Annotated in this window: 10 protein-coding genes; 6 read left to right on the top strand and 4 right to left on the bottom strand. The window is 40.0% G+C overall.

The window, feature by feature from the left end:
• Position 1 precedes the first annotated feature (1 nt).
• The 4 genes from L4C37_RS12230 (at position 2) to purT (ending at position 3,734) form a co-directional block, all read left to right on the top strand.
• Positions 2-379 carry a CidA/LrgA family protein gene (locus tag L4C37_RS12230; RefSeq protein WP_429768743.1) on the top strand — a complete coding sequence of 126 codons (378 nt, stop codon included), beginning with the start codon at positions 2-4 and terminating at the stop codon, positions 377-379.
• Positions 380-381: 2 nt separating this feature from the next.
• Positions 382-1,077 carry an LrgB family protein gene (locus L4C37_RS12225; RefSeq protein ID WP_137372805.1) on the top strand — a complete coding sequence of 232 codons (696 nt, stop codon included), beginning with the start codon at positions 382-384 and terminating at the stop codon, positions 1,075-1,077.
• A gap of 421 nt (positions 1,078-1,498) precedes the next feature.
• Complete coding sequence (gene cdd / locus L4C37_RS12220) at positions 1,499-2,386, top strand: cytidine deaminase (protein ID WP_273293443.1); 888 nt, start codon at positions 1,499-1,501, stop codon at positions 2,384-2,386.
• A gap of 172 nt (positions 2,387-2,558) precedes the next feature.
• On the top strand, positions 2,559-3,734 hold the full coding sequence (gene purT / locus L4C37_RS12215; protein WP_429768742.1) for a formate-dependent phosphoribosylglycinamide formyltransferase: 1,176 nt from the start codon (positions 2,559-2,561) through the stop codon (positions 3,732-3,734).
• A 103-nt stretch (positions 3,735-3,837) separates the two neighbouring features.
• On the opposite strand, the gene L4C37_RS12210 is transcribed toward purT, so the two are convergent.
• Complete coding sequence (locus tag L4C37_RS12210; protein WP_429768741.1) at positions 3,838-4,488, bottom strand: thiopurine S-methyltransferase; 651 nt, start codon at positions 4,486-4,488, stop codon at positions 3,838-3,840.
• A gap of 311 nt (positions 4,489-4,799) precedes the next feature.
• On the opposite strand from L4C37_RS12210, the gene L4C37_RS12205 reads away from it, so the two are divergent.
• Positions 4,800-5,573: a RelA/SpoT domain-containing protein gene (locus L4C37_RS12205; protein WP_137372667.1), complete on the top strand. Its 774-nt coding sequence runs from the start codon at positions 4,800-4,802 to the stop codon at positions 5,571-5,573.
• Positions 5,574-5,815: 242 nt separating this feature from the next.
• Here the strand turns inward: L4C37_RS12205 and ihfA are convergent, their stop codons facing one another.
• Together ihfA and L4C37_RS12195 are read right to left on the bottom strand one after the other, a co-directional pair.
• A complete protein-coding gene (gene ihfA / locus L4C37_RS12200; RefSeq protein ID WP_137372666.1) occupies positions 5,816-6,112 on the bottom strand; it encodes an integration host factor subunit alpha in 297 nt (98 codons plus the stop codon).
• Positions 6,113-6,521: 409 nt separating this feature from the next.
• Complete coding sequence (locus L4C37_RS12195) at positions 6,522-8,690, bottom strand: diguanylate cyclase domain-containing protein (RefSeq protein ID WP_429768740.1); 2,169 nt, start codon at positions 8,688-8,690, stop codon at positions 6,522-6,524.
• Between the two features lie 407 nt (positions 8,691-9,097).
• Here L4C37_RS12195 and L4C37_RS12190 point away from each other — a divergent pair, with 407 nt between their 5' ends.
• Positions 9,098-10,912 carry a hypothetical protein gene (locus tag L4C37_RS12190; protein WP_429768739.1) on the top strand — a complete coding sequence of 605 codons (1,815 nt, stop codon included), beginning with the start codon at positions 9,098-9,100 and terminating at the stop codon, positions 10,910-10,912.
• A gap of 375 nt (positions 10,913-11,287) precedes the next feature.
• Here the strand turns inward: L4C37_RS12190 and L4C37_RS12185 are convergent, their stop codons facing one another.
• Positions 11,288-11,626, bottom strand: a complete 339-nt coding sequence (locus L4C37_RS12185) for a cytosolic protein (RefSeq protein WP_429768738.1) — start codon at positions 11,624-11,626, stop codon at positions 11,288-11,290.
• Between the last annotated feature and the right edge of the window lie 109 nt (positions 11,627-11,735).

The raw sequence follows: 11,735 nt of genomic DNA, 5'->3' as shown, positions 1-11,735 counted from the left end.
TATGGATGTAAAAAATAAGCTCATTGATATCATTTACTGCTTAATATCTTTCGTACTCATTATTGGATCTTTAACTGCAGGAAATGCCATCCAACAATTTTTAGATACTTCTATACCTGGAAGTATCTTTGGAATGCTATTGCTATTCGCGGCAATGGCGAGCGGGTTACTACCTTCTAAATGGGTTAAATCAGGAGCCAATATAATCATTCGATTTATGGTACTCCTTTTCGTACCAATCAGTGTAGGGCTAATGGAACATATTGATATGCTGATTAACAATGCATTGCCTATTTTAGCCAGTGCTGTAGGTGGTTCATTAATCGTATTAGTCTCCTTAGCGCTGTTTCTTGACCGCTTACTTACAAGGAGGGATTGAGTATGTGGTTAATAGTCACTGTCATCGTATTTATGTTCGCTAGATGGGTAAGCAGAAAAGTTAATTCACCTTTCTGTAACCCATTACTGATCTGCCTCGCGATCTTGATCCCTATTCTTACTTATCTAAAAGTACCGTTCGAGCGCTATTATGCCGACAACTCTTGGATAAATTATATGCTTCAACCCGCTGTGGTTGCCTTAGCTTATCCTTTATATGAACAGCTTCCACAGATCAGAGCTAATTGGCGAATCATAACGCTTGCATGCACGATCGGCAGTATCATGTCTATGATTACGGCAGCCACTATCGCAACATTATTCCATGCAGAATTAAGCCTAGTCGCCAGTTTACTTGGTAAGTCTGTTACCACACCTATTGCTATGGAAATATCCAGCCACCTGGGTGGAGAAGCTGCAATTGCGGCTATTTTAGTATTGATAGTGGGCTTGTTCGGTGCAATTTTTGCCTACCCTATTTATAATTTAATAGGAATAAAAAGTCCCATAGCACGAGGTCTTACCATGGGAACCATTTCCCATGCGTTAGGGACTGCAGCCAGTGCAGAAAAGGCGCCACAAGATGCGGCCTTCAGTTCGCTTGCTTTAGTACTGTGCGGCGTGATCACTTCAATCATTGCACCAACGATCTTCTCTGCAGTGGTTTGGGTCTATGCCTTTTTTGAATTAGCGGTCTAACGATTACTTTTCCTCATTAAATTATTACGACACATAATAATTCCTGCTTCTCATTGGCGGACTTCGTCATTGGGAAGCTTAATCATTGCAGTATTGATAGTTTGCAATATTATCCCCCCCCCTAATCTGAACTAATTTAGCGATACCTGAATGATTTTATAGAGTGTATTCAGGTGTTTTTATAGCAGAACTCACCCAACTTTTACTTTCTCCCCCCCCCAACTATCACAAAAAATATAACCTTTTCTACCTAACATTTATTTAACTAATGAGTTATTTGCATATTGAAATCGATTGCATTTGTGACCTCACTCTAATTGTGAAACAACATGTAACATGCGCATTTGAATGGTGATCTTTATCACAGATAAATCCCTGTGATGATCTAGAATTAAAACCTAAGATTAATTAAGGATTACACATGACAAGTCGTATCACTCTGGCGCTAGAAAATGCTCCTCAAACAATTAAAGCTCTTCTCAGTGACATTGTGTTAGCTGAAGGTTTTGATGCCACTTTTAGTAAAGAACAATATCAAGAATTGCTTTCAGCCAGCGGGTTAGAAGATAATGAACTTCGTGTTGCACTACTCCCCTTAGCAGCGGCTTATTCATACGCGCCTATTTCTAACTTTTATGTTGGCTCATTAGTCCGCGGACTTTCAGGTCGTTTATACTTCGGTGCTAACCTTGAAATTTCTGGCGCACAACTCGGTCAAACAGTTCATGCTGAACAATCTGGTATCAGCCACGCATGGATGAAAGGGGAAGAAGGCATCTCTGATATCACTATCAACTTCAGCCCTTGCGGTCACTGTCGCCAGTTTATGAATGAACTGACCACCGCGAAAGAACTTAAGATTCAGCTTCCTGAACGTGACGAAAAATCTCTAGAAGATTACTTGCCAGACTCATTTGGTCCTGCAGATCTTGGTATCACAACAGGTTTAATGAGTAAGCTAGACCATGCATTTTCATGTGAAGACAATGACTCGCTTGTCACTAGTGCATTACATGCTCTAAACCGCAGCCATGCACCTTATACAAAGAACCTCAGCGGCGTAGCATTAAAACTAATTACCGGCGAAGTTTTCACAGGTTCATATGCTGAAAATGCTGCTTTCAACCCTAGCCTACCACCTCTTCAAGTAGCACTTATTCAGTTAAGATTAGCTGGCTTCGAATTCGACCAAATTGAATGCGCGGCACTGGTTGAAATGAACGAAGGCTCTATTAGCCACCTAGCAGATACACAGTCAACACTTGAAACAATAAATCCTGACATTCCAGTATCTTACCTAGCAATCTAAATACATAGATTCAACAAGAAATTAACAAGCCACCACTAATTCAGTTGGTGGCTTTTTTATTCTCTAAAAGTCGCGAAAACCAACAGGCAAACGATTGCTTTTGACGTTTAAAACAGTATCATCACCCCGTTCTTAAATTACTTATCAGCTATACAGTTCGGAAGGAATATACATGTTTGGTTCAGCAACTAGTCAAAATGCAACTCGTGTCCTTTTACTTGGTTCTGGTGAACTTGGTAAAGAAGTGGCAATAGAATGCCAACGTTTAGGTTTAGAAGTGATTGCTTGTGATCGCTACGCAAACGCACCGGCAATGCAAGTTGCTCACCGTAGTCACGTCTTTGATATGCTAGATGGAGAAGCGTTAGAAACCATCATTAAGCAAGAAAAACCAGATTATGTAGTACCTGAAATTGAAGCAATCGCAACGGATAAACTTGTTGAGCTTGAGTCTAAAGGACTCAATGTCGTTCCAACTGCAAATGCAACGAAGCTAACAATGAACCGTGAAGGTATCCGTAGACTGGCTGCTGAAGAATTATCGCTTAGCACTTCTCCATATCGCTTTGCTGATAATTTTGATGACTTCTCTTCTGCTGTAGAGTTCGTTGGTCTGCCTTGTGTAGTCAAACCAGTTATGAGCTCTTCAGGTAAAGGTCAAAGTGTTATAAAAACTGAAGCTGATATTCAAACAGCTTGGGATTATGCACAAGAAGGTGGTCGTACTGGCGCTGGACGAGTAATTGTTGAAGGCTTCATTGACTTCGATTACGAGATTACCTTATTAACCATTCGAGCTGTGGATGGCGTGCATTTCTGTTCACCAATCGGTCATCGCCAAGAAGATGGCGACTACCGTGAATCATGGCAGCCGCAAGTCATGTCAGACAACGCTTTAAAAGCCGCACAATTTACTGCAGAACAAGTAGTTAATGCCTTAGGCGGGTTTGGTATCTTCGGTGTTGAGCTTTTCATCAAAGGTGACCATGTTATCTTTAACGAAGTTTCCCCGCGTCCACATGACACTGGCTTAGTAACGCTTCTATCGCAAGACTCATCAGAATTTGCCTTACATGTTCGTGCTTTCACTGGCATGCCTATCAACTCGATAACACAGTATGGTCCATGTGCTTCAGCAGTCGTTCTAGGGCAAGGTTCGTCAGAGAACATCCGTTATGAAGGGTTAAATGAAGCGCTAGCATTCCCTCAAACACAAGTTCGCTTATTCGGTAAGCCGGACATCAATGGTCGCAGACGCTTAGGTGTCGCGCTTACACGCCGTAAAACAGTTGAAACTGCAATTGAAGACGCAGTTGAAAGTGCAAGCAAGATCAAAGTTATCTACTAATGGTTAACTTTTGACTTAGCTATTTATTTAACGAGTTCTTGATGAATAAAAAAAGACAGGCCACTACCTGTCTTTTTCATTTATGAAGCCTATCTAATACGAATTAGATGTCTTCAAGAAGATACACTTCTTCCGAGAATCGAGTCAGCCATTTTTTGGCAATCTTAGGGTGATCCGCTCCAGCAATATCTTGGTTCAATCTAGTCAGTTTAAACCCACTGAATAGCTGCTCAATTTCTTGTTCAGGCACGCTAAACGGGGGACCTGACATCTCACTCTGTATGTAATCTAGAGTGACCAATAAAATCTTACCGCCAGGCTTCAGCAATTGTTTCAACCTTTCTGCATATTGCACACGCATTTCGCTAGGCAATGCCACTAGGGATGCGCGGTCATAAATAATATCAACGGGTTCTACTGGAGCACTAAAAAAGTCCCCCATATAAATGCTTAACTCATCAAATTGGTACAACTCATGCTGCCCACTGATCTTAGTGACCGTTGGTGTATATAAATGTTCAGCAAAAAATGAACGTACCGCAATTTGGCTTAATTCAACACCTTGTACTTCTTCATGCTTAGAAGCTAGCCATATTAAGTCTTCACTTTTTCCACATAAAGGCACCAGCACTCTCTTGTCATAGCTTGGAGAGGTGTGTTGCCAAAACTTAAGCAATAATGGGTTTACATCTTCTAGGTGGAAACCAATTTGGTTTGCAGCCCACTTATTGTGCCAAAAATCAGGATTATTCATCTTTCATTCATATTGAGTTGTCATAATGCAAGGGTACAGGATAGCAAGGTAAGAGCAAGTAACTTAACGCCACGAAACGGCACCAAAACTCGACGTTTCTAATAGTGATACATCGGTTTAACCGTGGCTTACTCCTTGTTCTAATTATGACTTTGGCTACCAGTTCACATTTTGATTATTTATAAGACGTTATGGTTGGTTTCTACTAAAACTCACCCCATATAGTTTTTAGTAGAGCATTTTTCTCTTAATTTATATTTGGTTGCAACCTTTAAGTATTCCTTTTAGTAACCGTGTATTCTGGAGTTTGAATGAGTCTATTTCTCCGCACCACTGCTTTAATGCTTTTAGTATTAAGTAGAGCGCCTGCATTCGCAGCAACTGTATCAACGAGCTCAGCTGAGCAATCTCGTGCACCGGCACAAAATCAAATATCTTCAAAAGTATTTCGTCATAGTTTAAGTGGGCTTTACGGTATCCGCGCATTCGATTCAAAACCAACTCAACCTTACACTGACTTCGATATTCTTTATTCGAAAGCACACCAAGCCCAAGCTGAATTAGAGACCATCTGTAAGAGTACTGCGTTACTTACTCAGTCAGATGCCCTATTCGCTGGCGTTAAATCTGATAATCGTGCAAAAGAAAAAATTGAACTAGAGCTAAATGGCGACGTTTCAAAAATAACGGATTTAGCTCGTGCCACCATTGTGGCTAATGATGTCGAAAGCTTAGTTGAAGTCTATGAAGCTTTAAGCCGTGAAGCAGACGTTGTGAAAGTTAAAAACAAATTTAAAACACCAGCCGACTCTGGCTACCGTGATTTAAACCTACTAGTTCGATTACCTAAAACCAACATTGTGGCTGAAGTGCAACTTCACCTTAAAGCCATTGCTGATGTTAAAAGTGGTCCAGAACATGACCTTTATGAAATCATTCAGGGAATCGAAAGAAATGCCATTGCTGAAAAAAGAAATGTGAATGATATTGAAGCTGCGCAGATTACTAGCTTGAGACGTCAATCATTAGAACTGTACCAACAGGCGTGGCAACCTTATATAACTACTCATATCAAGGCTGCTTAAGCTAAATATACAAGGCAATTTAAAACTTTACCTGCTATCTACTTTTTAGTTAGATAATTAAGTAGTTAGGTAGTTGAATAACCAACATCATACAAGCTTCCTTACTCGCCTTTGATATCAAGGGCGATAAGGGAGCTTTTTATTAAATACAAAAATTCAATTTACCTATATCGACCAACGATATCGATTTGACAGGCTTTAGATACAAAAAGACCACGCTTTGGCGTGGTCTATTGCTTGGCTTACTTCTCGATTTTTATGTCTTCGACTCGAGCTTTCAATTTTTGTCCGGGTCTAAACGTAACAACACGTCGAGCAGAAATTGGAATGTCTTCACCAGTCTTCGGATTACGTCCAGGTCTTTCACTCTTCTCTCTTAGATCAAAGTTACCAAAACCCGATAGTTTTACCTGTTCGCCATTTTCGAGTGCTTTACGAACTTCTTCGAAAAACACTTCAACCGTTTCCTTGGCATCCCGCTTGCTGTATCCCAGTTTTTCAAACAGGTTCTCAGCCAAATCGGCCTTCGTGAGTGCCATAAAACTTTCCTCAAAGCTATGTTAAACATTGCTACTAATGCAGTAGCGCCAAAGCATTTACCCTATCCAATCAATAAGATATAGGTGTTTACAAGGAAAGTGTATGCCAAGCTTATGATTTTCGCCAACTTTTTATTTATTTGGGGCAATTAATCTGTCAAATCAGTTAGATAAGAGCATTATAAAACTTCATTTTTAACCAAAAAAACACTATCCACACTCAAAAGAGCAGTCCAAAAAACTGCTTTCAACTAATAATTTAGATTATTAATCCGAACTAATTATTTTGTTATTATTTAAACGAAAAGAGTTATATTCATTTAAATCAGCAACTTGATTTAACATTATTCTCAACAACAGCCCGCTAGATACCATAATATCTAGCAACAAATATCATATTCAAAGAAGATTAATTTGAATACGAATAGCGTAGTAAACTGTTTCGTTGGTTTTTCTTTGCTTTGATGAGCGCTCTTTCTCCCACCAATATGCTTTGTTCAAACTGAGCGGTATTACCGGCAAAGGGTGAGTCCATAACGCCTATGGTACATGTGACTAACGTATCCCTGCCGCCAATGGCAATAGCATCAACTTCTGCGCCTCTATGTTTAATCGCGCTGAGCTTCAAGTGTGATTTAATTTCATGAGCGACGGCTATGCCTAAGCCAGGGCCAGAAGACGGTAAGACTACTGCAAATTCATCTCCCCCAATTCTAAACACCTCACCTTTTCCTTTCGCCACATGTCGTAAAATATTCGCAAATGTCACCAACAAATCATCCCCTGAAGTCATCCCATATTCGTTATTGAATGCTTTGAGGTAATCCACATCAAGTAATACTGTGGACATTTCTACTCCAGCGCCAAACGTTTCGCTAAGGTTCTCTAAATAGGGTTTAAGTGCAAAGCGGTTTTTTAGCCCTGTAAGATGATCGGTATGATAAATTTGCTCCATATATAGGCGGTTATCTTCAAGCTCTTGATGCTGGTAAAGGTTCTTCAGTGAAACCGCAATATAATTGGCTAACTGACTTGCTACTTGAACATGAAAATCTTGATAAGAATAACTTTGATTTTTTTGAATACTTATTACCCCTAAGATTTCCCCATTAAACGCAACAGGTGTACAAATCACTGAAGTTCCAGAGTCTTCTAAGTCCCCATTAACCCAAGTACCTTTAGGCGAACAAGACACATCAAGATATTGTCCAATTTCCCTATCACTGGATGTATCCAATACAACCGTTGCATTATGCTTTAATGCATAAATACCAATCCTAGACACATTTTCACACTCAACTTCAAACCCTTGCTGAAAAACCCCTTCTTCCAACAGATATTTATAGTCGAGTACATTGCGATCTTTTCTATACAACGCAAGGCTAAATGCGCTGCATGGAATAAGCTCCCCAATACTTTCAAATAGCCTCAACATGTCTTGGGGTTTATCTTCTGTATTCGCTATCAACTGCCCTAATTCATTTAAATGAGATAAATGCCTGGTGAACAGCTCTGAGTTAGTGACTTCATTTTCTACCCTTGCATGGTTAAGAATAGAATTAGCATGGCTCACTTCTTTATTTTTCCAATCATCGGCAAGCTCTTTGTATAGCGCGCAAGACTGCCTTAATATTTCGTTTTCTGATGTGGCATCTTCGATTTTCTTATAGCAATCAGCTAGCGTATTTAAGAGAGAGATTTTGATTTGTTTATTGCCATTAATACCGTTTGATTTAAGCGCTTTTTTACAAAACGTTATGGTAAATTCGACATGTCCGCATTCAAGCAAAAACTGAGCATACCGGCTATAAAACTCAATTCTTAGGTAGGTATCTGCATGGGCTGTTATCAATTCAAAAGCGGCTTTATACGCATCAAAAGCATCTCGTGTTTTCTCCATTAACGAAAGAATAAGCGCTTGATAAAATTTACTCAGTGCATAGCCCTGCATAAACGCCTCCTTTACAGAGAGTTCAGCAGCGGCTTCTATTGTGTCTAAAGCTTTTTTAAGGTTACCAGTGTTCGCTAAAGAAATAGCAAGGTTAGATAGAGCTAGGCTGGTATTCACTGGGTTACTCACACACGCACCATGCTCAATGGCACTTTCACTGTATTCTAATGCTTTTTCATAGTCACCAAGGCTGATATATACACTGCCTATATTAAGATTTAAAAATAACCCTAACTGGTGATCTGTGGCGCGAGTGTCCATTTCTGCCTTAGTAAAATAAGGCAAAGCACGATAGAAATCGCCTTGTGATGCAAAAATGCTTCCAAGATAGATACTGGCGTAGGAGACCAGTGATATCGGAACATCCACTTCTTTATGGTTAATAAAATCTTGAAAATACGAAGTCGCTAAAGTGAAATCACCCTGCCCAAACGCGTCCACCGCATTTAGGTACTGAGTGTAATAAGGCTCTAACTCTACGCCATGCATACTACTTATCTGCATTAATCGGCTACGTGCGAAATCTATCGCCTCTGAGCTTTTGTCACCATGAAGCTGTGTCAGTAATGAAATTGCTTCAAGATCGGCTGTCGTAGAATTTGAAACTGGAGCCGTAAGTGTACCCATATTTTCACGCTATAAAAGTTGCTACATTATTAAACACAGCATACCGAAAAGTCATTTGAATAACTACAATCCTATTCAACCAACCTAAATGAGTAAAAATTCATTCACGAATACGAATTATTTTCCTCTAACAATATTTTTAGAGCTTTAATTTTAGCCAACTATTACCCGCTGAATGCTTCGTAAAAGCTTTATGTTAAAGGCGAAAACTTTCATTTTTATAAGTTCAATTTACCAGTGAAACGACTCACTTCAGTTTTCAATTCTGAATATCGATATTAACGACATAAGTCATTAATATTATGCAAGAAATGCGACATAAACCACTAGAAGATGCATTGCATGCAGTTGCACCAATATGATTAAATTCATCAATATTTTAGGTATTATAAATTGGATGTAATTATATGATATGGAATAAGTTTTATCAGATGACGCCAGCATTATCTATGTTAGCTTTAGTTGGGTGCGGTGGTGGAGGTGGCGGTTCATCAACTACTGCAGTTAATGTTGCACAAACCAGCTATCAAATGGAATCTGGCGCGTTTGAACAACCCTCTGTAAACATCCCTTTCAGCGTAAACTATAACGCAGGGGATAACCTCTACTATGGGATCATGAATGACAGTGGGAATTTGATATCTCGTGTTGAATACAACATCAATAACAATGCAACGGGTCACGTCAGCGTATACTTAAAACCTGGTTATGAAGTTGGTAACGGGACAAAATCTACAACAGCTCAGTTTGCAATTTGTCACGATGAATACTGTAGCCAACACTATTCTGGTTCGCCAGTCGCCATCACTTTAACCAACAAAGTGACACTGGATCATAAAGTGGAACTTGCCGTTCCTAAAATTGAAACAGTAGCAGAACTCACTGATGTAAACGTATACCAGAATGTATCTGATGCCATCAACCTTTCAGGTTCTGACCTACAAAACCTTCGTGTAGAAGCTCGATCCAATAGTTCATTTATTACATCCGTTACCCCTTTCATTAGTCCCTCTAATATCGGGCTTAATATGAGCTTAGAAACGCCATCAGTAGTTGGCTTTGGCTCATTTAGCGCCACTCTTAATGTAGATGTGTGTTACGACTATAATTGTAACTATCCGATTGAAGGCAGCCCATTAACCGTTCCTGTTAGCTACAAGATCAACAACACTTCACCAAACCCTGATCCGAATCCAAATCCAAACCCTGATGGAGGCACCCCAACAACACCAAGCATTTCCGTTATCGACTTTGATAATGCACCGACCCACAACACTGTCGATGCGATTTATTCCGATGCATTAAATGTAATTGCTGTTGTATCTGATAGTCCAAAGAACGCGATCTACTTTTATAGTCTGAACGATGCTACAGCTTATGAGATCGATCTTCATAGATCGCCATCAGCCGTCACTGTTGATAACAGCAATGGTACTAATCGCTTTGTGGTCGGCCATGACGCGATGATAACGACACTTGAATACAACGTCTCTTCGCCAATAGATACTCAAGTATCGAATATCTACCATTCTCATGATATTTTTGATTTAACTACTAATGGTAGTTACGTTTGGACTTTACCAAAAACGGATCAATGGGTTGACCTACAAGTCATTAACCTTGATAGCGGCTCTGTAGAGTCTAGAAGTGACTGGGGGTACTACGAAAAAACAGTACTCAAAATCAGCCCTAACAGCCAAGCTTTCTACAGTTTAGATACGAATATTAGCCCTGAAGATGTCGCAAAGACGGACATTTCTGACCCGGAAAACCCAGCAAGCCCTGTCGATTCCCCTTACCATGGTGATTACAGTTTCTGTGATAATTTCTGGTTTAACCATACTGGAACATTCATCTACACGCAGTGTGGAGTAAGATTGAACGCGTCAAGTAATGCTGGGCTTGATATGACTTACGCAGGAAAAATTACTTTGCCAGAACTCAGCTCATGGCCTTACTCTTCTACAATTCAGACTCTGGACGAATCACACGATAGCACCAAAATTGCTTACTCTCTTGAAGGTCAAAGTAACAAGGTAATGGTGTTGACTTCAAACCATTTGAATCTGTCAGAAACAATTACTCTTCCGAATACCACAATAGGAAGTAACACATACACCACCGTGCCTAAGTTTGTATTTTATGGCGCTGACGGTAAGCTAAATATCGTTGCTAATGCTACGGTAAACGGAACGACACACACCTCAATATTGCAACGCTAGCTCTCATTGCAAGGTTAACTATTTATTGAACTCTAGCTATATATTGAAGCTCTAGATATATAGCTGGAACATACACTGAGATAGCTAAGCTTATAACAAAAAAAGACCTCGCATTGGCGAGGTCTTCTTCAAAAATTTTGACGGGTTTAGTGATAATACCACCAGCCTTGTAATGCCCAACTATAATAACTGAGTCCCGCTGTTTTTCCGATAACTGCCTTCTCTTCGCCCCTTTTTATGCCATACGAAATTTTCTCATCACCAGGAAATAAATGATCACCGTACTTAGCTGTTGGACCTAGTTCTACGGTATTCATGCTGCCAAGAATGAATACCAATTCGCCAATTTACCCATTTCAAGTTGCTGAATTATGTTCAGTCCATTCGGGTAATGAACGTTTGTTCGTCATCCACAAAAGCCACAAAGCCGCCATGATAGATAAACACCCTACCACGCCCCTCAACTAGGCAGGCAAGCTGTGGGTTCAAATCTTCTTCATTACCCTTTCTTTGATAGGTGCCAGTATCGGTGATTACGCCGCTGAATGTGGGCAAATATCCGTAAGCACGCTTGGCTTGATCAATCAGGCTCAATTCGCTAATGGTAGAGAAGCAAGATGGAATTGTACCTGCTTCTTCGATAAACATAGTTTTCAGTTCTTCAAAAGCTGTAATCACCAGCCAGTCAATGCCGTTAGCATGATGGATAAACATTGTTTATAAATACCTAGTTTCTCGATAATTTTGATGCGGAGATTCTATCACTATCAGCGACAGAACGTAGTAGAGATTGAGTAGCTAGAGGTCAGAGTTTAAGTCTTAG

The organism is Vibrio kagoshimensis, from assembly GCF_050337535.1.
Taxonomy (GTDB): Bacteria; Pseudomonadota; Gammaproteobacteria; order Enterobacterales; family Vibrionaceae; genus Vibrio; species Vibrio gallaecicus.
This window is presented reverse-complemented; position numbering and strand designations above follow the sequence as displayed.

What these genes read in the sequence shown, in the direction of transcription:
- ihfA (WP_137372666.1), bottom strand. Translation starts at nt 6,112, where the DNA reads ATGGCACTCACGAAGGCCGATTTGGCTGAGAACCTGTTTGAAAAACTG.
- purT (WP_429768742.1), top strand. Translation starts at nt 2,559, where the DNA reads ATGTTTGGTTCAGCAACTAGTCAAAATGCAACTCGTGTCCTTTTACTT.
- L4C37_RS12210 (WP_429768741.1), bottom strand. Translation starts at nt 4,488, where the DNA reads ATGAATAATCCTGATTTTTGGCACAATAAGTGGGCTGCAAACCAAATT.
- L4C37_RS12205 (WP_137372667.1), top strand. Translation starts at nt 4,800, where the DNA reads ATGAGTCTATTTCTCCGCACCACTGCTTTAATGCTTTTAGTATTAAGT.
- L4C37_RS12195 (WP_429768740.1), bottom strand. Translation starts at nt 8,690, where the DNA reads ATGGGTACACTTACGGCTCCAGTTTCAAATTCTACGACAGCCGATCTT.
- L4C37_RS12225 (WP_137372805.1), top strand. Translation starts at nt 382, where the DNA reads ATGTGGTTAATAGTCACTGTCATCGTATTTATGTTCGCTAGATGGGTA.
- cdd (WP_273293443.1), top strand. Translation starts at nt 1,499, where the DNA reads ATGACAAGTCGTATCACTCTGGCGCTAGAAAATGCTCCTCAAACAATT.
- L4C37_RS12190 (WP_429768739.1), top strand. Translation starts at nt 9,098, where the DNA reads ATGATATGGAATAAGTTTTATCAGATGACGCCAGCATTATCTATGTTA.
- L4C37_RS12185 (WP_429768738.1), bottom strand. Translation starts at nt 11,626, where the DNA reads ATGTTTATCCATCATGCTAACGGCATTGACTGGCTGGTGATTACAGCT.
- L4C37_RS12230 (WP_429768743.1), top strand. Translation starts at nt 2, where the DNA reads ATGGATGTAAAAAATAAGCTCATTGATATCATTTACTGCTTAATATCT.